Below are 26,526 nucleotides of genomic sequence, written 5' to 3'. Positions count from 1 at the left end.
ATGGCTGGAAATACATTTGGTAAGCTGTTTACCGTAACCACATTCGGTGAAAGTCACGGTATCGCGATCGGTGGAGTAGTGGATGGTTGCCCACCTAACCTTGAAATTAGCGAAGAAGATTTACAAATAGATTTGGATCGTCGCAAACCCGGCACATCGCGCTACACCACGGCAAGACGAGAAGGCGACGAAGTGCAAATTTTGTCCGGTGTATTTGAAGGTAAAACTACGGGCACGAGTATTGGTTTATTAATCAATAATACAAATCAGCGTAGTCAAGACTACTCAAAAATTAAAGATACCTTTCGTCCTGGACATGCTGACTATACTTACCAGCAAAAGTATGGGTTACGTGACTATCGAGGCGGTGGCCGTTCTTCTGCTCGTGAAACAGCTATTCGTGTGGCCGCGGGCGGTATTGCTAAAAAGTACCTGAAACAAATGCATGGCATAGAAATACATGGCTATTTGTCACAATTAGGGCCAATAAAAATTGATAGTGTTGATCAAAGCGTGACCAATACTAATGCGTTTTTCTGTCCAGATGCCTCAAAGTTGGATGCGCTCGACGAATATATGCGAGATCTAATCAAACAGGGTGATTCCATTGGCGCTAAGGTCTCAATTGTCGCGAAAAATATGCCGGTTGGATTAGGTGAGCCAATATTTGATCGTTTAGATGCGGATTTGGCGTCGGCTATGATGGGCATCAATGCAGTAAAAGGCGTTGAGGTTGGCGATGGCTTTGATGTAGTAGAGCAAAAGGGAAGTGAACATCGCGATGAGATCACCCCGCAAGGTTTTAAATCCAATCGTGCTGGTGGCATATTGGGTGGCATTTCGTCTGGTCAAGATGTGATAGTGCATTTGGCGCTAAAACCCACATCTAGCATCAGCGTTCCTGGCGATTCGGTAGATATTCACGGAGAAGCGGCGGAAATTATCACCAGAGGTCGACACGATCCCTGCGTAGGAATCCGCGCTGTGCCTATCGCTGAAGCTATGATGGCCATTGTTTTAATGGATCATTTACTGCGGCACCGTGGACAAAATGCAGATGTCAGTTCTATCACTCCTATCATTCCCGGGCAGGCGTAACACCATTGCCCGGAGCCAGTTCCTCTGTTAAGCAAGCAAATTCTAAAATAAATTTAATCTTGTTGGCGATTACCTATCTTCTCTACTTTGGGCAGTTGGGTGTTCTGGTGCCTTACTTGGGTGTTTTTTTGGATGGCCGAGGCTTCAGTTCGCAACAAATTGGCGAATTGTTCGCGCTTATCACAATTGCTCGTATTCTAGGCCCCAATCTCTGGGCTTCGATGGCCGATAAATCAGGCAAAGGCCTAGCTATCTTACGCTTAGGTAGTTTACTCACGGTTGCAACATTTTGTCTGGTGTTTTGGCTGGATGGTTTTTGGGGATTAACTTTAGCATTTGCTTTAATGATGATGTTTTGGACTGCGGTTTTGCCTCAGCTTGAAGTATTAACACTTAATTGCGTAGCCAGTGATCCAAGTCGTTACAGTCGTATTCGGTTGTGGGGAAGCGTTGGTTTTATCATCTTAACCATCATTACCGGTAAAGCCATTGACATTAGCTCATCAGAAGCACCTATTTATGTAAGCGCAGCGGTTTTGTTGTGTTTATTTTTTTCTACTTTGTTTATTTACGAAGGTCGCAGTTCAGTTAAAAGTGCGCCTGCGCAAGGCAATATATGGCGTAAAGCGAGCACCATACCTTTTATATTATTTATGCTCAGTGCGATATTTTTACAAGTTAGTTTTGCAACCTATTACGGATTTTTTGCGTTATATACTCGAGATTTAGGTTACAGCGGCCAAACCACCGGCCTATTGTTGGCTTTGGCTGTTGCTGCAGAAATAGTAATCTTTTTGCTGGCCGGAAAATTAATTAAAATATTTGGACTTAAATGGATTTTATTTATCAGTATTGGGCTAACTGCGGTTCGTTGGTATGTGTTAGCCGTTGCAGCAGAATACCTGTGGATACTTATTTCAAGTCAAATCATACATGCATTTAGTTTTGGTATGCATCATGCGGCTTCAATAAAATTCATCCACGACTATTTTGGACAGGCATACCAAAGTCGTGGACAGGCGCTGTATATCAGCATCGCATTCGGGTTTGGTGGGGCAGCGGGCAATTACGTATCTGGATACTTGTGGCAACAAGGGGCTGGTTCTTACAACGCCTTTATTTTCTCTGCCATTACAGCCTTACTAGCGGCTTTTTTCTTGTTGGCAATTAGTGCTAGAAAAATGTCGTACTGATTTCAATTCTTCAGCCAATCACATTCTTGAGTTAACTGCGCACAAGTAACCGCCTGCACACAAACCTGCATTTTGACCTCACTTGGGTATATACTCTATTTACAAATTTAAAATCACTGATTTTACAACCAAGCCAGAGTGTGAAGTTTAATTATGCTTAGAAGTATCTGTATAGCCTGTACACTTTTAGTTTCAAACGTCTTTGCTCAAGATGATAAAAATCTGTCCAGCTTAACTCGTTTTGACAGTAATCTTAATCTCAATGTCCATTCGCAAATGGATATTCGTGATGTCAGAATTGGCGATAATGTATTGGGCCAAGCTCTTAATCTGATTAACAAAAATGGCGAAGTACAATATATCTCTGGTGGAAATCGCAGTGAAAAAGTAGACATTATTTTTAGGCAAGCGTATTTAGAATCCGAGCTTCTGCAAACACTATCGTTACTATTTGATAAAGATCTTGGTTTTGTGAATCAGGTATCTCTGACCTATCGGATTGCCAGTCGCTATCTCGATATTTTGCCGGTTTACAATAAAACCGTAGATCAAGCGATTATAAAATACGGTCAACCTATGAGTTTTAAGCAAGTACAAGAGATGACCCAGGACAAGGGGGATAAAGTCAGGTTAAGCGCCTTTGTTGCCAAGTTACCCCATAAAGCCGAAATCGCAGATTTAATTAAAGGGTATTTCAAGTACTTGCAAGTCACCCCTAAAACCCATTTCGTGGAAACAGATACAGGGCACGCACTGTTGTTAACTGGATTTAGACAGTGCTACTTTTGGCCACTTAATGAGTTTGAAGAGTTATTGAGCTTGTGTTCCTTTCAGCCATCTAGTGGCAATATGAAGGGGCAGGGAATAACACTCACCCTGCGAAATTTTGCAATTCAAAACAAAATTGAACATTTCGAATTAGAGCAACAGCAACCTGAAATAGAGATTACCTTTTAACCTGAACTAAGAACTGGTTCTGTTTAAAAGCAATAGATCATTTTGTTGGTCAATTTTAAAGTCGAATTGGCGTAGAATGTTCATACCAAGAAGACCGTCAGCGTAGCTGAATTCTGGCATAGGTAACACCACGACCGCGACATTATCCAGTCGAAAACCGGCAAAAAATACTTGCTTGATTTGATAAACTGGCGCATCAAAAAGACCGCCAGCGGTATTTATTTTATAGGTTCCTACATATTCCCAACTCGTCCTTCTGGAGATTTTATCGAATGCTTCCGAGGTCAGTACCGTTGTTGTTGCGCCTGTATCCAGCATTAATTCGTGGGTGCTTCTGCCAATCATTATTGGGGTTGTGTAATGATCACCCAAAGAACGCAATTTAATATTACGTTCATAGTCTTCAGCCAGTGGATCCTTCTCTTGAATAGGATCTGAGTGATTGATGACGGTCGTTTGTTGTCCTAAGATTTGCCGTATTCGCGCAGCATCTAAATCACCTTGTTGTAAAGATGCCAACACATTTTCCATCAGAAATTCCTGATTTTGATAAGCATAGGCTTCAGCAAGTGCGACAATAATGGAGCGTCGAGTTGGGTCAAATTGCCACAGCGGCTCAAGAAATGTAGCCAGTACATCCCAAGAACGAATGCCTTTGAGTTTATTAATATTAGTGTTGGTCAGATCGGTAATCAGTGCAAGTACTTGGGCTTTTTGCTCAGTTTCTAAGGGCAAGTCTAGCAACCCATAATAGTGGGCCAATACTTCGCTCGTGGAGGCCGTTTTGGCAATCAGTTGTCCTTCTAGCAATAAGTAATCAATATTTTGTGGTTGATTGCGCAAATAAGCTTGTATCGCCTCTTTAGCATCTACCAATTCGCCAGCGGCCAGTTGCTGCTTAATCCAATAGATGGCTTTTTGATATTGACTGTTTTTGTTCGTATTGATTGTTTGATCAAGGGGTTGTTGTTCCGCAGTTCCACTACCGGAAACGAGCAAAGGATCGCTGCTTGCATTGCCGTTATTGGCGCTAAACGGTTGTTGCTTTTGTGGTCTATTATTCGTGTTGGCAGTGGATTCCGCTGATGTTAATTGATGCCAGAAAAACACATTCAAAGACACCGAAATCCCTAAGCATAACAAACCAAAAATAGCCCAATATTTGCTCATTGCTCAGTGGCCCTTAAATACAATTTATTCACTGGATAAACATACGTTGCCATATGTCTCGCTAAATTCAATGGGCATACGTTTGGGTTTTCCTGACGATAAAGCGATGCACACGAAGTCCGTTTGAGCCGTCAATACAGTGACCCCATCCGATTCACGAATAAACTGAAATCGACGAGACAGTTTTAATTTTCCATCACACTTTGTTACCCAAGTTGCACACAGCAAATGATCACCTAATAAGGCCGCAGCATGGTATTCAATCACATGTTTACTAATTGCCATACCTCTGTCTAATTGCTGATATATGCCAATATCCAAACCTAAAGACATCGAGTGTGACCAAGATACTCGCTCCAATTGCGAAACATAGGCAACATTATTTACATGGTTATAGTGGTCGATTTGCTCGGGGGCAATAATCCATTTCATAATGTGTGGAGAAGGTAACTGCCATTGGAAGTTATCTTGATAAGCAGTTTGATTGTTCGCCGTTTTTTGCGTCTCAATTTTATCTATCATCGACTCGTGTGACATGATTACACCTCAACATCGGGCAGGGGATTGGGACGTTGTTGGGCAAAAAGCGCATTTTTTAAAGCCCGCTCTCGAGTAATAATTGGTTGAATAAATTCATCCACATTACCGAGTTTTTTGAAGGATTTAAATCCGGACTCAAGAAATGTATGAAGACTTTCCACACCAGCCATTTTGGCAGGCTTACGCGACAACATTAATAAGGTTGAAATACCTTTAATTTTGACCACGTCGGCTAAATCCACGCCTAACCTTTCAAGTAGCACTATTTGCTCTTCACGCATAGCTTCATTGTCACATTTTAAGTAGGCTTGGGCATAACTTTCTCGAGAAACAGGCGTTGTCGATAATTGTTCTGTTAGGGCTATATCCAATTCCAAGGATAAACTATTCAAGCGCAGGGCAGCCTCTAAAGATTCTAAAGCTTGTTTGGGGATTATCTTGGCCATTTTGGGTACGACTCTGGCTAACTCTTGATCCCGTTGGCTGAAGTCCTGCGGCCCGTATAATTCATCAATGAAGAAACTCATTGCGGGACGAAAACGTTTGCTTTCCCATAAATCGTGATGGGTAGCTAAAAGCCGTTTGGTTTGCCAATGTTGCAACTCCCGTAACGGCTCAGTCAGATTAGCCTCAATGGTATGCTCATGCATTTCGTTGGCATGGTGAAGGTGTTGGATAATATTATCCAAAATTAAACTCATAACTTTCTTATTCACTCAAAATTAAAGTATCAAACACGCTGGCATCTATCCAACCCCGGTTTTTGTCGCCATTTACTGCTTCAACATCTTTTGAGCCAATGAAGTGCTCGCGAACTTCACTGTTGTCGTTATCGCAGTAGGCCAGCATGAAGCCGACCTTTTTACCGGCAGTTAAACTCACAGGAGAGTTAGACTTGGTTGGATCAAAATCATCTGAATAGAGCGAAATTGCCGCTTCCCAAATAATTTTATGAGGTGCATTGACGTCTCTTTTCCAGCGACTCTCTATGTGATCATTGAACAGCGCAAAAGTACGCTCTGGCGTTATATCAACAACTTGGTTATCTAAAGCGATGTGGTAAGCAAACGCGTTATAAGAATACTGATGATTACCGCCTGATGCGTCTTCGTCCAAAAAAATTTCTAAGGTATCGTCATCCCAATATTTATCCAAGGGATCGGCATTAAAATCGACTAAGCGGTCGTCGACGATTTCAACTTGTAAATAAAGCTTGTTGGCGTCCCACAGCAATCGGTACTGACCTTGGAAGTCTTGTTTACTTAACGGACCGCCCATAATGACTTGGTCAATTGGCAACCATTTCGCTTTTTGCCATTGAGCTTCGTTGTTTTCGCCATCAATGATCGGAGGAGTGGCGGTGGCGACTACATCGATAGCAGAAACCCGTCCACTGAAAATCAATGAAAAGAATAAAACGATTGTGCTTAGCGCGAAAATTTTCATGCGAAGTATATTCATATTCATTCCTGTTAAGTTATTAACCTTAAGTGCTAGCTTGTCTTAAACCAGCTTTTATAACAATAACTAAATACATCAATTGAAGACAAGGGTTGATGGTGGTTGAGTTACCCAGTTGCAATTGGTTACAATAGCCCTCTAAATTGCAACCTTGTTTCGGATAATTTGTGCATCACTATCGTGACTTAATTGACATATTTAATCAGTGCTTCGAAAAAAGCGAGAATACGCGGTTAATTAAAGGGGAAAGTGAGCCGATTTATTTGCCCGCCAACGAACAGGTTGACTATCATCAGGTTGTTTTTGCCAATGGTTTTTTTGCCAGTGGTTTGCATGAAATAGCCCACTGGTGCATTGCGGGTAAGCAAAGGCGACTACTAGAGGATTATGGCTATTGGTACTGTCCAGATGGTCGTGACGAACAGCAGCAACTAGCATTCGAACAAGTTGAAATAAAACCTCAAGCAATTGAGTGGGCGTTCAGCTTAGCCGCGAATTTCCCCTTCCAGGTCAGTACAGACAATTTGAATGGTGTTCAGCCTGACAGAGCTGCATTTCAACAAAAAGTGCGTCTACAACTAGAGTACTATCAGCAACATGGTTTTCCACCAAGGGCGCTGGTGATGATTGGGGCGCTGTGTTCGTTCTATCAGGTTTCTTTGCAATCCATTATTGTTTCTCATTGCCACTCAAATAGATTAAGCGCATGAGACATTTTAAATTAGGTCTGGTTATCAATCCTTATGCGGGAATCGGTGGCGCGCTGGCGTTAAAAGGCAGTGATGGCCCCGAAATCCGAGCAAAAGCTCTGGCAATGGGGGCTGAAAAACGCGCCAATGCAAAAACAAAGTTAGCACTGGAAGAATTATTAGCACACAAAGAAAATCTGACTATCTACACGGCAGCAGGAGAAATGGGCGAAGACCTAAGCCGTTCAATGGGGTTTAACACCCAAGTAATATATACACCAGAAACCTCTCAAACAGAGGCGTTTGATAGCCAACAGGCCGCCGCTTGTTTGCTCGATGTTAATGTGGATCTAATACTGTTCGCTGGAGGCGATGGAACTGCCCGTAATATTTATGACACTGTCGCTGATAACGTCGCAGTGTTAGGCGTGCCCGCAGGCTGTAAAATTCATTCTGGTGTTTACGCCATCACACCTAAATCTGCCGGTCGGGTTGTGAATATGTTGATTCAAGGGGAAATCGTCAGTTTGAGTGAAGCTGAAGTGAAAGATATCGACGAGGAGCAGTTTCGCCAAGGCCGAGTGAGTGCACGATATTATGGCGAAATGCGAGTCCCCACTGAGTTGCGTTATGTTCAAGCTGTTAAAATGGGCGGCAAGGAATCAGAAGAGTTAGTGTTAACTGATATTGCCGCGCAGATTATAGATTTGATGCAAGATTTGCCCGAGACTGTATTCGTGATGGGGTCGGGGTCAACAGTAGCCGCCATCATGCATGAGTTAGGACTGGAAAACACTCTGTTGGGCGTTGATATAGTGATCGACCAGCAATTAGTCCATCAAGATGCAACTGAACAAGATATTTTAGAATTCATTAAGGATAAACCCAGCAAACTGGTGATCACATTAATCGGTGGTCAAGGACATATCTTTGGACGAGGAAATCAACAACTTAGTCCGCAAGTAGTCAATACTATCGGACGTCAAAATATCAATATAGTCGCCACTAAGACTAAACTGCAATCTTTGCAAGGTCGGCCATTAATTAGTGACTCAGGGGATACTAAGTTGGATGCCCAGTTATCAGGGTTAATTCCGGTGATAACCGGTTATCGTGACCAGGTTTTATATCCAATTGCAGAAACTTAAAAATTACAATATTTATCATTATCAATAGGAAGTTATCGTAGTGTCGCACCAGCAATTAGAAAATTTTATTCAACAAGCCGAATCTCAGTTAGATGGAGTGGTGGAAACAGGCACCGATGACGAACTTTTTATTGCTGGTTATTTGCATGGCCACTTTTCACTCGTTGTCAGTCAAGCGCTAAGCAGTGAGCAAGCCAATATCGAAACCTTAGATACCTTGTTATCTGAAAACTTAAACAGCGCCTTTGAGCAAAAGGAGCTGGAACCAGAGGATCAGCAAAAAGTGTTGATGTTGTGGCAGTCCATCTTGAAAAGCGCTTAATACTCATCAAATTCTTGGTTAACCACCTTCGATTTCGCCTAAACTTTGCCGCTAAAAGGTGATTCATTGCCGTTTTTTTAGATTATCTTACCAAACATACATCATATATAGCTGAATTGAGTGTGATACACGGCCATTTATGAAATGGCTTAATATTTGCTTTTGAGCCTATTAACCAGCATGTCTTTGCGCATGTTAACAATGGATGATGAAAAATATCTCATCATCTATTGTTGAGATAATTGATGGCTGAATGCCCAAGACCAAGAGAGTAGAGTGTGAAGATTCTAAAAAAACAAAAACTGCATGGCTGTGTATGGACGATTCTAGCTTTGTGTTTGACAGGCTGTTCTTCTATGTCGGATTCTGAAAATCAGCCAAAAATGCAATATGAAGAATCTTTACCGGCACTTGGCAACATTGAATATCACACGTCAATACTCGCCAATGAATTGTTTGCAGGTGTGACCGCCAATCGCGATTATCGCTATGCTGTGGTGAGCTTTGTGCCTGTGACCAATCTGCAATTTGATAAAACTTATCAGCATCCGTTGATGCTTTTAGGGCATCAATTATCGGAAGGAATGGTCACTGAAGCGAGTCGTCGTGGATTTATTACTCAAGACTATAAGATTACAAACGATATATTAGTAACGAAAGAAGCAGAATACGCCTTAAGTCGTGACGTTTCTCGATTGGCGCCATTGCAAAATGTAGACTTTTATATTGCCGGTACTATTACCGAACAGCAAGAAGGGGCTATTGTAAATGCGAGAATTATTCACGTGGAAACTAAAGATGTTGTGGCTTCGGCAACTAAATTTTTTCCTGCAGAACTGTTTTGGCAAAGAGAAAAAGTCACCATGAGAGGTGGCATGATTTATCGCACAGGTTCTTAAATAAAGGAGTCTTAAGTGACTAGACTAATATTATTATTCACTGCCACCTTACTTATGTCAGGTTGTTCAAGCTTTTCTTTATTTGGAGAGTCAGACTCACAAAAGCCTGAGAATAACTCTAAAACGGAAATGACACCGCAAATGCAGGTAGTCAATATTGTTGCTGATCCTGCTATGCAATCTACTGACAATACAAAGTCATCAACCTCGTCACAGCCAGATTTATATGGCAGTGAACAGGCAGACGCGCTTTACGGTAATGGCAGCGGTACTAGTGCGCGCATGGTAACAAAACATGTTGGAGATTATGTGCAAAACATGACCCAAGATTTGATTTCTAACATGGAGTACATAACCGATAAAACTCCCGTTGGTGTGACTAATTTTGCGCTAATCGACAGTAACCTGCAAAGAAGTAACCTTTTAGGATTTCAACTCACCGAGTCTTTTATGCATGAATTGCACAAATTTCGGATTCCCGTGATTGATTTCAAAGCCACTGAATATATTCGTGTTACCGAACATGGAGACTTTTTGCTAAGCAGAGATTTTTTAGAGTTAACAGAGCAATCTCCAATCGAATATATCCTAACGGGTACTTTGACTAAGCATCAAGGTGGATACATTGTTAATGCACGGATACTTGGTTTAAAAAGTAAAGCCGTGGTGGCAAGTGCACAAATGCTGATGCCGTTTTACGTGGTAGATGCTTTATTACCAAGTGAACACAATATGGTTGATGGTGTGCAATTAACCCAAGGGGAATAGAGCCGTGAAGTGCATTAAAAATATTCCAGTTTTATTGACTTGCACATGCTTGTTGATAAGCGGCTGTGCTTCGACTGAAAATGCATTTGCTAACTGGTTCTCGACTCCTGAACCTCCTCCCGAAGCACCTGCTGTAAAGGTCGATATGTCCCCAGATCCTGACACTGGATTGGTTTATCGTGCTGACTCGAGGCAGCGGATGAAGGATTCAAATTTGCAAAGTGAGCAGCAGTCTAGGGCAATTTATCGTGCCCCTAACTCCTTGTATCAACCCGCGTACACCCACAAATCTCTAGCTGACTATGCTGAGCAGTTGACTATGGAGCTGGTCAGAAATGGCCGACAATTAGACACCCAAAGTAAAGTGGGGATTGCATCTTTTGTAAACTTCGACAATACATTAAAACACACTAGCGTACTAGGCAATCAATTGGCTGAAATGTTGATTGTAGAAGTGCAAGGGTTTGGTGTGCAAGTAATCGATTTTAAAACTACCGATTACATAGGTGTTGGGGCCAACGGAGACATGGTGTTTAGCCGTGATGCGCGAAAATTGTCCAACCAGTTAGGGCTAGATTTTATCTTGTCAGGTACCTTGGTTCGCAATGAAAAGGGAGTTCGTGTGAATGCAAGAATTATCTCCATGGATTCTAAAATTGTGGTTTCTAGTGCTTCGGTACTTATCCCCAATTTTGTTGTGAAATCCTTACAGCCGGAATATGTTTTAGTCGGCGAATAAGCTCTAAACTTTCAATTTAATCGTAAATCCGCCTGATTAAATTTTTAATTAAAAACCGATTTGGATTAAGCGCATTGAGCAACTGATTAGCCATTGGGAGTGGTTCATTACTAATCTGCGATGCCAATAGCTCTGACAGTAAAGGGGCGGTGGTTAATCCTCTTGAGCCTAAACCTGCAAAAATAAATAATCCTCCTAAATCCTTTGCATCTTCATAATGCTCAATGGGTAACGCTTTGTATAAATGCTTAAATTGCTGTGCTTGTTGACTGGATTCAAACGCTGCACCTACTGCTGGAAGGTGATCTGGTAAGGAACAGCGAATCGCCGCCCGTCCTGTTTCTTGTGCATAAATACCTTCTGCCCAACTGGTTTTTGCTAAGGCTTTTTTGTGCATGTCTAAATTACTAGCTTGTTCTTTTTCTCTATAAACCTGACTAGTATCTTGTTTGACATAGGTGGACCCTAAAGCATGAAACCCATCCAAAGCAGGTGTCATGTAACCTTTGTGGCATAAAACTGTTCGCAGATTATCCAACGGTGGTTGGGTTGGAATTGCTTCAACCTGTCCTCTTACTAACTGGAAAGGAATTGCATCACAGTACGAAAAATGTGGAATATCAGAGCCTGTGGCAATAATTAACCCATCAAATGTCTTACACTGACTGTGATACTTCTCAGGAAGGTCTACAACCCATTGCTCGTCTTGTTTAGTAATTTGTGAGACTTCTGCATCTAATAGAATGTCGCAATGACCTTGCTCTTGTGCCCATTTAAACATTGCATTGACTAAATCTGGTGGACTTAACCATCCCCCTTGTTGAATAAATAATCCTTCGTAGGGCAAGTCTAGGCCGGAGACGAGAGTGGAGTTTTGCTCATCACTGTAATTTATTAAAGTGTCTGGCCAAATGCCATTTTGCAATAGGTTTTGCTGGCGCTTTAGTACCGCAGGATTAAATCCCACTTGCAATACGCCACACCATTGGTGAGCGTATTGGTAGCCTTGGTTTAGCAGTTGTCGGTATCGACGACAGGCAAAACCAAACGATAATGCTTGAATACGGCTGGAAATATTCGCTTCTGCGTTGAGCTGTGGATAAAAACCGCCTTGGGGGTTACCTGAAGCGCCTTGGGCCAATTTAGCGTCCTTACACATGACTGTCACTTGAAATCCTTTTTGGATAAGTGATAGGGCTAAATTCGCAGCAGCTATGCCGCCTCCCACGATGCCAATGGAGCGTTTTTTTGCTGACGTGAGTTGCATACCATGGCGTTGGAAATAGCGACTAGATCGGCGATTAACGCCAGCCTGGTTAAACTGACCCACTAACATGTCCCGTTTGCGCCCAAACCCTTTGACCTTTTTTACTTCAAACCCTTGTTCGGCTAAACCTCGCTTAACAATTCCAGCAGCGGTGAAAGTGGCAAAGCTAGCCCCTTGTTTGCTCAGCCTTGCCATTTGTTGATAGAGATCAGAGTTCCACATCTGAGGATTTTTACTCGGTGCAAATCCATCTAAAAACCAAGCGTCTACGAGACCTTGAGGTTGATTGTGCATACTTGAAAAAACCTCGGTAGCTTCTCCTAACCAAAGGTCTAGGATAACTTTCCCTTGGGCAAAGCTCATACGATGGCAACCAGCAACCAAATCCGGGTATTGGTCAATTAGTTGCGTAGCGTACTGTTTTAGGTCTGGCCATTTATCTAAAGCAGTGATTAAATCAGCTTTGGGTATTGGAAATTTTTCACAACTTATAAAGTGTAAACACGAAGGTTCAGATTTTTCTGAATGAAGGGAAAATTGTTCGAATAGCTGCCAAGTGGCCAAAAAATTTAAACCGGTGCCGAAACCAGTCTCAGCAATTACAAAACTTCTTTGACTGTGTGTTGTCCAACTTTCCGGCAATTGATTGTTTTTCAAAAAAACGTATCGACTTTCTTCTAAGCCATTGTGATTAGAGAAATACACATCGTCGAAATCTTCTGCCACGGGAGTACCATCTGAGTTATATACAATTTTGGCAGGTTTGATAGTCAACGGGTGTCCTTAATTCATCTTTGAATTGTTGAGATAACTAAATTTAATTTTAATTGTGTTTAAAATAGTGATTTTTAGGTAACTTAGTAATTCACATGCTAGCATTACTGAATACATTATTTCATTTAGCAGAAGAGCAGACCAGTTAAGTCTGTAAAATCATTATTATATGCGAAAAATTTTTCGACTAAATCGTAAAAAAGGTGAAAAATGAGAAGAGCAGTCATAACAGGTATCGGCATTGTTTCTAGCATAGGTAATAACCAGCAAGAAGTTCTGGAATCTTTGCAACAAGGTCGTTCAGGCATCACCTTTTCAGATGAGTTCGCGGAAATGGGTCTGCGTTCACAGGTCTGGGGAAAGGTAGATATTGATTTTAAAGAGCACATAGATCGTAAACAGTTACGCTTCATGGGTGACGCAGCGGCTTATGCATACATTGCAATGCAGCAAGCTGTTGAAGATTCAGGTTTGCCTGAAGATCAAGTGTCTAACATTCGAACTGGTATTATTGCTGGTTCTGGCGGCGCATCGTCTAAAAGTCAGGTTGATGCTGCTGATATTTTGCGTGAGAAAGGGGTTAAGCGCGTTGGTCCTTATATGGTTACCAAGTCGATGGCTAGTACTGTTTCTGCATGCTTGGCAACGCCATTTAAGATCAAAGGGATTAATTACTCAATTGCTTCAGCCTGTGCTACCAGTGCCCATTGTATTGGTAACGCGTTAGAGTTGATTCAATTAAACAAACAAGATGTTGTGTTTGCTGGTGGTGGTGAAGAACTTCACTGGACCTTATCCGTGCAGTTTGACGCTATGGGTGCATTGTCATCTAAATATAATGACAATCCGTCAGTCGCGTCACGCACCTATGATGCTGACCGCGATGGTTTTGTCAGCTCTGGCGGTGGTGGCATGGTCGTGGTTGAAGAACTTGAACATGCTTTGGCCCGTGGCGCTAAAATTTACGCTGAAGTTGTAGGCTATGGTGCCACTTCTGATGGTGTGGATATGGTAGCCCCTTCAGGTGAAGGCGCAGTGCGTTGTATGAAAATGGCAATGCAAGATGTCGATACACCAATCGATTATCTAAACACTCACGGTACCTCTACACCAGTGGGTGATGTTAAGGAATTAGCAGCCATTCAAGAAGTGTTTGGAGGTAAAAGCCCAGCAATTAGCTCAACTAAGTCTATGACTGGTCACGCGCTAGGTGCCGCGGGGGTTAACGAAACTATTTACAGTATTTTGATGATGGAAAATGACTTCATTGCACCATCTATTAATATTGATAATTTGGACGCAGCCGCTGAGGGGTTAGATGTGGTGACTTCACCACGAGAAGCTAAGCTCAATACTATTATGTCGAATAGTTTTGGTTTTGGTGGTACTAACGCCACATTAGTTTTGAAAAAATACGAAGCTTAATGATTTGTATAATGAGCAGGGTGTAACCTTGCTCATTATATTTCACACAGTCTTTCTAACGCCTGCATATTTATAATTTCTATTGTCCCGTAGTCAACTTTGACAATTTTCTTTTGATTCAACTCATTCAATAGTTTATTTACTGTCTGCCGCGAACTATTAATCATATGTGCCAATGATTCTTGAGAGATCGCGATCCGTTTGCTTTTTTGCTTTTGGTTGCTGTTATGAAGTCCGTTGGCCAGTAATATAATTCGGCGCGCCAATTGTCCCAATAAAGATAAACCGCCAGTTTCGTCGATTAGATTAAACGTGACTCTGATACGTTGACACAACATACGCATAAAATGCGGATAGAAGTGTGGTTTATTTTGCAGTAAATTCTGAAATGTTAGTTTAGGGATCATTAGCAAGCTGGTGGTTTCATCCGCATGGGCGTCATGGCTTCTAGGCAAATCGTCAAACATCGATATTTCACCAAACCAAGTCCCACTTTCCAGCCAAGTGAGAACCATTTCCTTACCCTGTGAATTGACGTTACTAACTCGAATTTTTCCTTTCAGAATACAATAAATTCCGTCTGCACTATCGCCTTTAGCATGCAATATTTGCCCTTTGCTGAGCATCTTTATTTTACTCACTGAAATTAATGCTTGAATGACATCAATAGGCAACTGATCGAGCCAATTGTTGTGTTTGAAAAGATACTCTATCTCTGAATTATCCATTGCTATTCCATTGAAACTGTCAAATAGACGACAGTCTAACCTGTAAATATACCTTAGAGTGTACAAATGTTATTAAAATGTAATATCGGAGCGTAAAAGTGGATTCCAAAGTTCAAGAATTAGTAAGTGAGCAAGAGTGGCAAATGCGCGTTAATTTAGCCGCGTGTTATCGTATCGTCGCCCATTATGGTTGGGATGATTTGGTGTTTACCCATATTTCCGCCCGTGTACCTGGACCAGAGCACCATTTTTTAATTAATCCGTATGGCTTAATGTTTGACGAGGTGACAGCTTCCAACTTAGTCAAAGTTGATCTGCAAGGAAATATAGTGATGGACTCGCCGTATAATATTAATCCTGCTGGATTTACGATTCACTCTGCAGTGCATGAGGCCAGAGAAGACGCTTTATGTGTAATGCATTTGCATACCATTGCTGGCGTTGCGCTTTCAACCCTTGAAGGTGGACTACAGGCTTATAGCCAGCAATCCTTATTCCCTCTGTCTTCATTGGCTTATCATGATTATGAAGGGGTTGCCCTTAATCCCGATGAGAAAATACGCCTAGTTGCTGATTTGGCTGATAAAAACTTTATGATTTTGCGCAATCATGGTTTATTAACTTGTGGTGAAACCGTAGCTGACACGTTTTTGTATATGTTTTTGTTGCAACGCTCCTGTGAAATTCAACTACAGGCACAGGCAACAGGACAGCCATTGATTAAAATTCCAGATCCCATTTTAGATGGTATTCAAGCTCAGGCGAAACAAGTCACACGTTCCGTTGGTGGTGCTTTGGCATGGCCAGGAATTTTGCGCAAATTAGACAAAGTTAGCCCTGGTTACGATCAGTAGATAGAACCCGTGGTCTAAGTCAGATTATCCTGGACACAGCTCATCGTGGACAGGCATTGAATTAGCTCATCGTGCACAGGCATGTATAGTCAGATCATCGCAAGATAAAATTAGCATGGACAGGCATGTTTTAATTGGGTGAGTAGTGTTTATCGATATCAGGAACGCAGAAATAATGAGGTTTTTCAGGTATTGAAAAACCTTATTTTATATTCGCTACAGTTGGTGAATATGTATGTCAGAATGATTATTGTATTTCTAACAGTTCCACTTCGAAAATGAGCAAAGAGCCCGGTGTTATTTTTCCGGTAGCACGGTCACCATAGGCTAAATCAGCAGGTATGAAAAACTTAAACTTATCTCCAACCACCATCAATTGAACACCCTCGGTCCAACCTGGAATAACTTGGTTCAATGGAAAACTGATAGGTTCGCCTCGGTCAACTGAGCTATCAAACACACTGCCATCTATTAACATGCCGTGGTAGTGTACTTTAACAGTTGAGTTGGCTTTTGGATGTTCGTCACCATTACCTTTTTGCAATATTTGATATTGCAGCCCTGAGGCTGTTTCCACAACATCTTGGTTCGTTTTGTTGTTAACCAAAAATTCTTTTCCCACAGCAGTATTTTCAATTGCTAACTTTTTATTATTTGAATTTCTATTGAAGTAGAATATTGCAATTGCAATGACCACAGCTAAAACAATAAATTTCATCACTTTTCCTATTTATTTTGATTAATTAATGTAAATGCCTAACAAGGTTTTTTTCTAAGTTAGTTGCCCGCCAATTCCTTCAGAATAATACTCCAATGATCTAATCCATCATAAAATGCTTTGATGGGCAGCCGTTCATTAAGGCCATGGGCATACATGTCGTCTGGATTGATAAATGCACTGGATATCGCCCATGTTGGAATCCCAGCTTTACGAAAATGCTTACCATCGGTGCCGCCTGATTCCATATAAGCGATGATATCTAGGTTGGGATACCTTAGATGTACGGCTTTGGCAATGGCAGACATTACGTCTTCTCGTAACTCGGAAATGGGGCTTTCAACCGGTTCATCTAGCGTGACAATCTCAATTTCATCGTTATCGACCACTTTTTGTAAGGTTTGTTTAATTTTTTCTACGGAAACCCCTGGAAAAACGCGACAATTCACAGTTGCAGTTGCGGATTGAGGTAGGGCATTTTCAGCGTGTCCAGCATTTAACATAGTCGCAACGCATGTGGTACGTGTTGTACCTACATAAGATGATTCTATCTGTAAGCGGTCAGAGGCTTGTTTATCGGTAGGATCTTTAGCAAAAGCGATCATCGCCTCACCCAATTCGCCGCCAAATTGATGCCCTGAGACTTTAAAAAACTTACGGGTCATATCACTCCACATGACAGGAAAGTGGTAGTCTTTGATATTTAGTAAGGCGCTAGATAGTTCGTAAATTGCATTATCAGTGCGTGGTCTTGAACTGTGCCCACCTTTATTGCGCAATGTCAGCTCAAAGCTCACGTAAGTTTTTTCTGCAGCCTGAACAAGATACGCGATGGCATTACCATTTTCATCCAAGTCACCACCACCGGCATCCGAATTTAATGCGAATTCAGCCGTTGCTAATTCAGGACGTTCATTGGCTAACATACGGGTTGTGACCATGCCAGTTTCTTCATCACCCGAAAAAACCAGATAGAGTTCTCTATTAGGAACAAACCCTTGCTTTTTTAAACGTATAAACGTTGATGAAAGCATGGCAATCCCAAACTTATTATCAATGCTACCCCGTCCATAAAAGTTTTTGTCATCTTGGGTCAGTTCAAATGGTGGTCGTTGCCAATCTTTTGCCAAGGCTTCTACTACATCCATGTGACCTAACAACAAAATAGGCTGCTTGTCACTTAAACCATTTGTTGGATAACGCACAATTAAGGAAGCCGTTTCTCCGCTAGGAATAATCTGAATGTCGTCGTTACTAAACCCTACCGCTTTAAATTCACTTGCCAAATATGCCGCCATTTTGGGCACATTTCCTTTGCCGGCTACCGTGGGGATACCGATAATCGTTCTATAAATTTCCAAAGATTTCTTCGCATGTTCGGAATTTTTTAAATCGTTTGCCAGTGCCGATGCGGTCGATATTAGCAAGATGCAAAATACTAAAGCATTTTTCATTGGTTAGCTCTTTATTTAAATTAAGTAGGTCGTCTAGATTAACGGCAACGAAGGGTAAATGCATTCATCCCTTTAACTTTATTTATACTGGACTCTATTTAATTGCTATCAGGAGTATATTTAAACGGCTTTTCTAGACGATTTTAGTATTTATTCCTATACTCATTTTAACATCGGCAGGATTCTGATTAGGTTATAACTGAGGGATATAGGTCCATTCTAGACCTACTAATAATAGATATGATGAACGGTCGGCATCATGCCACAAAATCAAGCAAAGACTCCACTGCGGGCGAAACTAAAAACGCTCGAGCGAATTCTGCGCTATCTAAAATAGCAGAACAAAAACCTCCTGAACTGAATCAACATTGGCAGCAACTGACGATGTCTGCAGCAAGTAGCGCGAGCCAATACATACAAAGGAAATGCAACGGTTGTGCGAGCTCCCAAACACCCTGCGATGATCATATTGATTCTTTTATGCAACCTAAGCTCAATATTGGTATGCCTAATGACCATTTTGAACAACAAGCTGATTTAGTTGCTGAAAAAGTAATCTCTGGTAGTCACGATGCAATTATGCCGAGCAAGGTACTTGCTAAACCTGTACAAACTAGTTTAAAAAATACCGCGACAGATCCAGTCAATATGCACACTAATATTGAAAGTCAACTGAAGACTCACAACTCTAAATCTCCAGGTAGGCCAATTAACAAAGAGATTAAAGATAAAATTGAACCGGTTATTGGAGCTGATTTAAGTCAGGTGAGGGTGCATTCCGATTCAAAAAGCCATCAAATGGCAGCCTCAATCAATGCAAAAGCGTTTACCCTTAAAAATAATATCTATTTAGGAGCGCAACAAAGCTCAACTGATTTAGGCCTCATTGCACATGAGGCAACCCATACGGTTCAACAAAGCAGATACACAAATAGAATTCAACGGATATCTGATGACTATTTAAATTTTAATACCCCACCACAATCGTTAGCCGTTGAAGTCATTGCAACTGATATTTCTGCTTGGGACGATGAGCGCAAAATAGCGGCGATAAGGCAATTACTTAATACTTGGTGGGTCACACCTTCAGAAGAAAATGCGTTAGAGCGTCTCTGGTCTAGCTTTGGCGAGCGTTTCCCGCAAATGGTTAATCTCCATATCACTCTTTTTCGGAAAAGTTATGAAGCAGGATTGGCTATTACTGACATGCAATTACCGGTAGTACAGAACTTTTTAAATCAGTTCAAAGGTGCTGCTGTTGAATTCGTCCTCAACATTCTAGAGCTCAGCAAAATCAATGTGAATAATGAACGGATACGCTATGGTCTAGTCAATGTTACTCAAAACCCCGTTTCTTTAAGCATTATGGTTGACTCACCTGAAACCCAAGCGCTTAGATTAGCCGCATCGCAGTTATCAGACCGCCGGGCACACATTAATCGCTTATCGGCTGAGCGAGGAAGTTTAGAGCAGCATGGTACTGGGGGGAATGCAATAGGTGGAAGAATCGTGTATGACATGATTCGCAATCCTGACCGACATGAGGCTTTGGGGAGGCAAATTAGTGAACAACAAGAAGTACTTAATGCTCTACAATCTGTCCACCAACAGAACTTTCCTATTCTAGCCGCTTATGCAGAACCAGGTTACGGCAATGACAATGCATTAAGGGCGATTGCATCAAATGATGATATTCCCTTAGATAGCATGATGTCACCAGTGGCCCAACAAGTTGGCGAAACGATATTTGAGACCCTTGAAAATATAGCTGAAACGAGAGAGCGCATACTTGATGACAATGATGTTATTTGGGAGTTGCCCCGTATTATTGATTGGACAAAACGTGAACTTGGTTATGAAGATGGTGGACTACAATCTGAATTGGTCAACGCTATGCGCGCCCAAACTGAAGAAGACCAAGCTTTTATAGACATGGCACTTGGGGTGCTCGCCTTGGGTTTTGGATTGCTTGCTGCGATTCCTACTGGCGGCAGTAGCTTAGTTGCAGGTATTGCAGTTGTGGGGGCAGGGGCTAGTTTAGCGGTTAATACAGCGATCGCCCTTCGTAGTGTAGATCAATATCAATTGGATGTCGCCGCCTCTGGTAGTCATTTCGAAAAAGCCCAAGCTGTATCAGCAGCTGATCCGTCGTTACTATGGGTGGCCGTTGATATTGTCGGCGCGGGTCTTGAGCTTCCTGCAGCTAGGCAAGTATTTCGTGGAGCTGCATCGAGTATTCGACGGGCGATGAATAGTGCATCTGATGAAGCACTAGATGTAATGGAAAATAGAATTATCGAACTTGTTGAGCAATCAGCCCGTGCTGAGCCTGGAGGTGATGCAACCCGAACTATGGCTGAAAGTATCGCTCGCGGTATCCGCCAGAAGGTGACTCAATCTCAGAATGCACAATCGGCGTTACACCGGGTTCAGTCACAAATTGACGAGGTCACGTCGAGTCTGCGAAACGGGACTGATGATTTAATTGAGCAAGCACGTTTAATCAGTGAAATAGAAAATGGTGCGCATCATTTAAAAGCTGCTGGCAACGGCATGCTCATTCGCTGTAGTGATCAATGTACACTTATTCGGTCTTTTTATCGTCAAGAGTTAGCGGAGCATAGTGGTTTATTGGCTCGCTTAGATGCTGTTGAGTCCGCAGCGCGTAGGGCACCTGAAAGTCCAGCTTGGCGGCAACAGGCCCGCGATTTAGTTGCTGAACTCAAACAACAGCGTGCTCGGCCAATACGTGCGGCTTTATCTGATAGTGCAGATCTAGATAGGTTACTAGCCAGAGAATTAGCACCTGAATTGTCTGATAGAGTTTTGCAGTCTTTGTCTGATGTCGTTGCCAGTGGTGATTTTAACTCTGAAATGTTTCAACGGATGGTAACTGTTATTGCTGGCACCGAAGAAGGTTTGCTGCGTCAACTGTTGCAGACACAAGTGCGTATCAACTTAAATACGGCCGGTGATAGGCGTGTTTTTCACTTATTCGAATCTGTTCACTGGGACACACTTGGATCTCATGAACAAATAAATATGTTAGAAGCTCAAGCTCGAGGTTATCGAGTTTCAATGGGCGCGACTCGTCGAATAGACACAGGCGCCAGTGGGCGCCTTATTGATGAGGCACAACAGCTTGGCTCTGCAAATACTAATATTCTAATTGGCGATGGTGTGAATCGGCAGGGGTATGAATCCATACTTCCTACGCGTTCAGAAATAGCCGGTTTGAGCGATGATGCCAGTGATTTTGCTTTGTCTATTCGGCAACAAGCAGATGAGGCAGCTATACAAGCTCAGGCGGCTGTAATGAGAGGCGATGTTGATGCAACGGAATTAGCCTCTCATGCGGCTGAGTTAGGCCGTCGAGCAGATTTGGCTGCTAATGATCCTATGAATCAATTATCTCGACTATTGAGTGATATGTTTGCTGAGCGACTACATGCTTCTGGAGCTGGGTTTGGGATTGAGTTGCGCACAGGCATCGCCTACGGCCCTGAAGTGGTTAATCAAATTTACCAAAATCAAGGTATCGAAAGATTAATTCGTGAGCTACATCAAATGCGTGCACCTGGCACTCGATTCCGTGTTCATCTCGATTTAAGTTTGACTCCTCATAACGGTTTTGACGTATTGGAGCGCATTACTTATCGTGTTGAAATGGTAGAAGAAATGGCTGGTGGCGGATTGACTGAATTACGACCTATGTTCGAAGCCAGCATTACCGTTCCGCAAGGAGATATTCGACGTTCTGCTAGGAGCCAAAGGGGAGGGCGAGATATTGCTATTGAAGGAATAGAGTTAGATGTTGAAACACAGTTTGGTGCATTGGCCGAACATTTTAATTTAGGCCATTTACCAGACTTACCTAATAGCGGAAGTTTTGATGATTTAGCGGGAGCGGGCCAATTACATGATGTTGATTTAGTGGAACTAGCGGGAGGTGAGTTAGGCGATCTCGTCCTCGATCATCGTAGTTTCCAAAATCTGCCAATGGATGGTGTTAGCTTACGCAGAGCTCAGCTTAGGCATTCGGACTTTCGTAATGTGGACTTAAGCTATACCGATTTACGAGGAGCAGATTTAACCGGTGCTAATTTGCAGGGCGCAACACTTAACGTATCGCGTTTGAATTTAGACACCACTTTGCCGGATGGTTCACCTTTTTACTCTCCTGTTGACTTAACACGGTTTACTGATCCTGAACACCCTAATTTTTTCCAGATAAATTAGTAGGCTAATGCATTGTAAAGTAAGTATTGGACTGCAGACTTAGTCATAAAAATAACCCGTCAGGTGTTTGCTTTACGAAATTTTAGTAGTACAAGGTTATGAGGGAAATACGCACTAATATTGGCATGCAATCTCTAATATGATTAACCCTAGAACATAATTACGGCCTATTTTGTTTAAGTGGAAAACTATGTAGACAAAAACTATATGGACAGTCAAGAATTTAAATTGTTGGCCAATTCAGTGGCGACCTCAGAGCGCGCATTAGCTAATATATGAGTTGTGATCATTCCTGTTTCTTCATCGCCGGAAAAGCCTCGATTCAGTTTGCGATAAGCAATAAAGCGGGCTTTCTTTAATTGGATAAATTTAGGCTCGCTAGTTTATTGGCTATGCTAACTCGCCTAAGAAAGTAGTTAATATTTTGGCTTCTATGTAAATTGAAAGCATTTACAATCTTTTATTACATCCATTTGAGCAATAGATAAAACAAGTTTTTGTGACTATTTTTTCGTCAATTATTTTTACAATGTAAAAAAGTTATCTTGAAAAATTTTTTTAACTATTTGATTTTAAATTGGAATTTAGTGTGGCTTTGAAATTGCTTGTAAGTGATGAGTCATAAGTGCTAAATCAAGTGGATTGATTCAAACATGTTAGTTCAATAAGGTTTAATAAAAAAATAGGAAATCGTTGTGAAAAAAATAAAAATCGCTTTTTGTACTTTAATGTTAATGATGTTATCGGGGGGTGCTAACTCAGCCGCAATCACTTTTCTTTGGGATTACCAAAGCCCGACGCTGACAGGTATTACCACCATTGACGGCAGTATTGTGCAGTCCGCAGATTTCAGTATGCAATATCTTGGAAACTATGTATTGTTCAATAGTCAAATTCTGTTAACTGATTTGGATTTTTCATTTAACATTTTAGATGGCATCGGTAATCTTTTACACACTTGGGAGATGCAAGGCGCAGCGGGTAGCTCATCTTTTACTACTCCTTTCTTAAGCACTGAAGCTGGGGCGCTGACATCGTTAGCAGGTGGAACAGATATCGTTGCTAATGGCAATATTCAAACAGTCGGAAGTTTCTTTACAGCCGATGATGTATATACTCTGCAATTTAGAACTAACTTAGTGGCTGCTGCAGTACCTAACATATCTTCTATAGCCCTTCTAGGATTGGGGCTTGCTTGTTTAGGTTTAAGCCGCAAGAAATTAAAACGCTAACAAATCACGGCTAGAAAACCTTATTTCTAGAAGGTTAAACGTGACTTGAAAACAATTGGACAACTGCATTTGGGGTACATTGTTTTAATTAAATCCGAAGGTAAAATACCTTCGGATTTTTTTGCGTTTAATGGTCGTGAAACTTAGGGAAATTATATATTTAACAGTGATTTTCAATAAAATATACCCCTTTTAAATTTGCTCCATTTATACTCGAAAAGTCTAGGTGTTGATGTTTTTTGAAATTAAAGGTATAAACTAAGATTTAGATAATGGTCGGAAATGATCATGAATTACCACTTAGCCCAGTTTCGCGAGCAAGATAGTAGCCCTTTCGTTTTTCAAAGATTTTTCCTAAACCAACGGAATAATGCTAGTCATGAAAATTTTATATGAAGACTCGATGCCCTATGCCGAGCACTTTTTCTCACCCCTTGGTGATATTCAGTCATTCTCAAGTCAAACCTTAACACCAGAAGATCTTAAGGATATTGACGTTTTACTTGTTCGCTCAACAACTAAAGTAACCGAGCAATTACTCAGCAAAGCACAAAAACTGAAATATGTGGCCACTGCAACAGCGGGTTCTGATCATATTAACAAAATCATGTTGGCTGAAAAATCGATACCTTGGGGCAGTGCGGCAGGCTGCAATGCAATTGCGGTGGCAGAATATGTGTTGAGTTGTTTGGTAAACGAATATGCAGATAACCTAACCGCTTTGGCTGATAAAACGGTTGGTATCGTTGGGGCTGGGCATGTAGGCACGCAGTTAGATAAACGTTTACAAGTGCTGGGTATAAACACTAAGTTATGTGATCCTCCATTACAAAAAGCAGGGGATACTAGACGTTTTTATTCCTTCGATGAGATTTGTCAATGTGACATTATCAGCCTGCACGTTCCTTTTGTTGCTGAAGGAGACGATGTAACCCATCACATGTTTGATCTTAAGCGCTTGTCCGAGTTACATGACTCTCAATTATTAATCAATGCTTGTCGTGGTGAGGTCATTGATAACCAAGCCGCAAAAAGCCTATTACAAAGTGGTAAAGGCTTACGTCTAAATATGGATGTATGGGAAAATGAACCAGGGATTGATTTTGACTTGGTTCCCTACAGCCGCATTGCTACAGCCCACATTGCTGGACATACTATTGAAGGTAAAGCCAGAGGTACCTACATGCTGTATGAACAGTTGTGTAAACGATTTGACCTACCGCAAAAATTAAATTTTGAAAGTTGTCTGCCAGCGGCTGAAACGATTGAAATTAGAGGCCTTTGTGATAAAACCAAATTTGAGCAAGTCAGCGCTGCAATTCTTAGCACTTACGATGTTAAAATGGATAGTGACTCGTTCAAACAAGGTGTCAAATCAGCCGCAGACTTCGTTTATAGCCGAAAACACTATGCTATAAGAAGAGAATTTGCATCTGTAACCTTAAAAACTGGAAATTTAGACATTTCCGAGGCACTCTACGGCCTTGGTTTTAATACCATTGAAGAGTAAGCTGCGTGTTTGTTCACGATTCGCTTAATTTGATTATATTTTTTGGAGTAATGCACTAATGTCTCGCGCTTTTGATGTTGCTGTTTTAGGGGCAACTGGTTTAGTTGGTCAACACATGATTGAAATTCTCGAACAACGAGATTTTCCGGTTAATAAATTGTATCCATTGGCGAGCAGTCGCTCCGCGGGTGGTAAAGTGACCTTCAAGGGCAAAGAGATTACCGTGTTAGATGCAGATACATTCGACTGGTCGAGTGTTCAACTTGGTTTCTTCTCTGCTGGTGGCAGTGTTTCCGAAATTTTTGCACCTAAAGCGGCTGAAGCTGGCTGTGTGGTTATCGACAACACGTCGCATTTTCGCTACGAACCCGATATTCCATTGGTAGTACCTGAAGTGAACCCTCATGCATTGGCCGATTTTAGAAACCGCAATATTATTGCTAATCCTAATTGTTCAACTATTCAAATGATGGTGGCATTAAAGCCAATTCAAGATGCCGTTGGCATAGCTCGTATTAACGTGGCCACTTATCAATCTGTTTCTGGTGCCGGTAAGTCAGCTATGGAAGAATTAGCTAAACAAACTACCGATCTGCTAAGCGGCAGAGAGATAACACCTAAAGCCTTTAGTCGTCAAATCGCATTTAATGTAATCCCTCAAATTGATGTATTCATGGACAATGACTACACCAAAGAAGAAATGAAAATGGTCTGGGAAACGCAAAAAATAATGGGCGATGATTCTATTTTGGTCAACGCAACTGCGGTACGAGTACCTGTATTCTTTGGTCATGGTGAAGCTATACATTTAGAAACCCATTCACCTTTGGATGCTGAAGATGCTAAAAGACTATTAGCTGAAGCGCCTGGTGTGAAATTGATGGAGAATCCAGAAGACTTCCCAACTCAAGTTGGCGATGCTAGTGGCCATGATGAAACATTCGTTGGTCGAGTAAGAAACGATATCTCTCATCCAAATGGCTTAAACATGTGGGTAGTGTCTGACAACGTAAGAAAAGGCGCTGCATTAAACAGTGTTCAGATAGCCGAAGTGCTTGTCCGAGATTACATGTAATAAGATTAATATTGATGAAAGGTCAGACTGACGTCTGGCCTTTTTTTTGATTTATTTTTAGTAATCAACCGCTATGCCGATAACCAAAAGTAAGTATCTAGAAAAATGGCAAGTTTGGGTTGTTAAAACAGCAAAAAACAGCGATATGGCGCTTAATTTTCTATCTATGTAGATCATCCATCTTATGTGGTTTATATTTGTATTAATCGATATTTATTGATCACTATTTTTGAATCAACTTAGTATGGAATGAGTTTTGCTTGATA

General features: G+C 41.5%; 23 protein-coding genes. 15 read left to right on the top strand and 8 right to left on the bottom strand.

Annotation, left to right across the window (positions count from 1 at the left end; translation table 11 throughout):
• The 3 genes from aroC to ABWV72_RS12335 all read left to right on the top strand — a co-directional run bounded on the left by aroC (position 1) and on the right by ABWV72_RS12335 (position 3,248).
• Entirely contained in the window at positions 1-1,098 is a 1,098-nt protein-coding gene (gene aroC, locus ABWV72_RS12345; protein WP_353370815.1) for a chorismate synthase, read from the top strand.
• Between the two features lie 59 nt (positions 1,099-1,157).
• Entirely contained in the window at positions 1,158-2,291 is a 1,134-nt protein-coding gene (locus tag ABWV72_RS12340) for an MFS transporter (protein WP_353370835.1), read from the top strand.
• Positions 2,292-2,444: 153 nt separating this feature from the next.
• Complete coding sequence (locus ABWV72_RS12335; RefSeq protein WP_353370813.1) at positions 2,445-3,248, top strand: hypothetical protein; 804 nt, start codon at positions 2,445-2,447, stop codon at positions 3,246-3,248.
• 6 nt (positions 3,249-3,254) lie between these two features.
• Here ABWV72_RS12335 and ABWV72_RS12330 read toward each other — a convergent pair whose 3' ends face one another.
• The 4 genes from ABWV72_RS12330 to ABWV72_RS12315 form a co-directional block, all read right to left on the bottom strand.
• Positions 3,255-4,418, bottom strand: a complete 1,164-nt coding sequence (locus ABWV72_RS12330) for a retropepsin-like aspartic protease family protein (protein WP_342807376.1) — start codon at positions 4,416-4,418, stop codon at positions 3,255-3,257.
• A gap of 24 nt (positions 4,419-4,442) precedes the next feature.
• The gene (locus ABWV72_RS12325) at positions 4,443-4,850 is read right to left on the bottom strand and encodes an acyl-CoA thioesterase (RefSeq protein WP_252729404.1); all 408 of its coding nucleotides are present in this window, start codon (positions 4,848-4,850) and stop codon (positions 4,443-4,445) included.
• 107 nt (positions 4,851-4,957) lie between these two features.
• Positions 4,958-5,659, bottom strand: coding sequence for a DUF8198 family protein (locus ABWV72_RS12320; RefSeq protein WP_353370811.1), 702 nt, complete (start codon positions 5,657-5,659; stop codon positions 4,958-4,960).
• Positions 5,660-5,666: 7 nt separating this feature from the next.
• Complete coding sequence (locus tag ABWV72_RS12315) at positions 5,667-6,419, bottom strand: CBM9 family sugar-binding protein (protein ID WP_353370809.1); 753 nt, start codon at positions 6,417-6,419, stop codon at positions 5,667-5,669.
• Between the two features lie 167 nt (positions 6,420-6,586).
• Here ABWV72_RS12315 and ABWV72_RS12310 point away from each other — a divergent pair, with 167 nt between their 5' ends.
• The 6 genes from ABWV72_RS12310 to ABWV72_RS12285 all read left to right on the top strand — a co-directional run bounded on the left by ABWV72_RS12310 (position 6,587) and on the right by ABWV72_RS12285 (position 10,984).
• Positions 6,587-7,129: an elongation factor P hydroxylase gene (locus ABWV72_RS12310; protein ID WP_353370807.1), complete on the top strand. Its 543-nt coding sequence runs from the start codon at positions 6,587-6,589 to the stop codon at positions 7,127-7,129.
• The gene (locus ABWV72_RS12305; RefSeq protein WP_342807380.1) at positions 7,126-8,256 is read left to right on the top strand and encodes an ATP-NAD kinase family protein; all 1,131 of its coding nucleotides are present in this window, start codon (positions 7,126-7,128) and stop codon (positions 8,254-8,256) included. Before ABWV72_RS12310 ends, ABWV72_RS12305 begins: the two co-directional genes overlap by 4 nt.
• Positions 8,257-8,296: 40 nt before the next feature.
• On the top strand, positions 8,297-8,578 hold the full coding sequence (locus ABWV72_RS12300; protein ID WP_216050208.1) for a YfcL family protein: 282 nt from the start codon (positions 8,297-8,299) through the stop codon (positions 8,576-8,578).
• Between the two features lie 278 nt (positions 8,579-8,856).
• Entirely contained in the window at positions 8,857-9,477 is a 621-nt protein-coding gene (locus tag ABWV72_RS12295; protein WP_216050209.1) for a FlgO family outer membrane protein, read from the top strand.
• A gap of 15 nt (positions 9,478-9,492) precedes the next feature.
• Positions 9,493-10,245, top strand: coding sequence for a FlgO family outer membrane protein (locus ABWV72_RS12290; protein WP_353370804.1), 753 nt, complete (start codon positions 9,493-9,495; stop codon positions 10,243-10,245).
• Positions 10,246-10,249: 4 nt separating this feature from the next.
• Positions 10,250-10,984, top strand: coding sequence for a FlgO family outer membrane protein (locus ABWV72_RS12285; protein WP_353370802.1), 735 nt, complete (start codon positions 10,250-10,252; stop codon positions 10,982-10,984).
• Between the two features lie 16 nt (positions 10,985-11,000).
• Here ABWV72_RS12285 and mnmC read toward each other — a convergent pair whose 3' ends face one another.
• Entirely contained in the window at positions 11,001-13,025 is a 2,025-nt protein-coding gene (gene mnmC / locus ABWV72_RS12280; protein WP_353370800.1) for a bifunctional tRNA (5-methylaminomethyl-2-thiouridine)(34)-methyltransferase MnmC2/FAD-dependent 5-carboxymethylaminomethyl-2-thiouridine(34) oxidoreductase MnmC1, read from the bottom strand.
• Between the two features lie 210 nt (positions 13,026-13,235).
• On the opposite strand from mnmC, the gene fabB reads away from it, so the two are divergent.
• Positions 13,236-14,450: a beta-ketoacyl-ACP synthase I gene (gene fabB / locus ABWV72_RS12275; RefSeq protein ID WP_216050212.1), complete on the top strand. Its 1,215-nt coding sequence runs from the start codon at positions 13,236-13,238 to the stop codon at positions 14,448-14,450.
• A 35-nt stretch (positions 14,451-14,485) separates the two neighbouring features.
• Here fabB and ABWV72_RS12270 read toward each other — a convergent pair whose 3' ends face one another.
• A complete protein-coding gene (locus ABWV72_RS12270) occupies positions 14,486-15,178 on the bottom strand; it encodes a Crp/Fnr family transcriptional regulator (RefSeq protein WP_353370798.1) in 693 nt (230 codons plus the stop codon).
• Positions 15,179-15,276: 98 nt separating this feature from the next.
• On the opposite strand from ABWV72_RS12270, the gene ABWV72_RS12265 reads away from it, so the two are divergent.
• Positions 15,277-16,032: a class II aldolase/adducin family protein gene (locus ABWV72_RS12265; RefSeq protein WP_353370796.1), complete on the top strand. Its 756-nt coding sequence runs from the start codon at positions 15,277-15,279 to the stop codon at positions 16,030-16,032.
• A gap of 247 nt (positions 16,033-16,279) precedes the next feature.
• Here ABWV72_RS12265 and bamJ read toward each other — a convergent pair whose 3' ends face one another.
• Both bamJ and ABWV72_RS12255 read right to left on the bottom strand, forming a co-directional pair.
• Positions 16,280-16,750, bottom strand: a complete 471-nt coding sequence (gene bamJ, locus ABWV72_RS12260; protein WP_342807390.1) for a BamJ family beta-barrel-assembly machinery protein — start codon at positions 16,748-16,750, stop codon at positions 16,280-16,282.
• 59 nt (positions 16,751-16,809) lie between these two features.
• Positions 16,810-18,204 (bottom strand): M20/M25/M40 family metallo-hydrolase, encoded by a 1,395-nt coding sequence (locus ABWV72_RS12255; RefSeq protein WP_303500247.1) that lies wholly within the window; start codon positions 18,202-18,204, stop codon positions 16,810-16,812.
• A 240-nt stretch (positions 18,205-18,444) separates the two neighbouring features.
• On the opposite strand from ABWV72_RS12255, the gene ABWV72_RS12250 reads away from it, so the two are divergent.
• From ABWV72_RS12250 to ABWV72_RS12235, 4 genes are all read left to right on the top strand, one after another.
• Complete coding sequence (locus ABWV72_RS12250) at positions 18,445-22,443, top strand: eCIS core domain-containing protein (RefSeq protein ID WP_353370793.1); 3,999 nt, start codon at positions 18,445-18,447, stop codon at positions 22,441-22,443.
• Positions 22,444-23,138: 695 nt separating this feature from the next.
• Positions 23,139-23,675: a hypothetical protein gene (locus tag ABWV72_RS12245; protein WP_353370791.1), complete on the top strand. Its 537-nt coding sequence runs from the start codon at positions 23,139-23,141 to the stop codon at positions 23,673-23,675.
• 379 nt (positions 23,676-24,054) lie between these two features.
• Positions 24,055-25,185, top strand: a complete 1,131-nt coding sequence (locus ABWV72_RS12240; protein WP_353370789.1) for a 4-phosphoerythronate dehydrogenase — start codon at positions 24,055-24,057, stop codon at positions 25,183-25,185.
• A gap of 58 nt (positions 25,186-25,243) precedes the next feature.
• Complete coding sequence (locus ABWV72_RS12235; RefSeq protein ID WP_216050221.1) at positions 25,244-26,260, top strand: aspartate-semialdehyde dehydrogenase; 1,017 nt, start codon at positions 25,244-25,246, stop codon at positions 26,258-26,260.
• Positions 26,261-26,526: the final 266 nt, after the last annotated feature.

It is taken from the genome of Aliiglaciecola sp. NS0011-25, from assembly GCF_040370605.1.
GTDB classification, from domain to species: domain Bacteria; phylum Pseudomonadota; class Gammaproteobacteria; order Enterobacterales; family Alteromonadaceae; genus Aliiglaciecola; species Aliiglaciecola lipolytica_A.
This window is presented reverse-complemented; position numbering and strand designations above follow the sequence as displayed.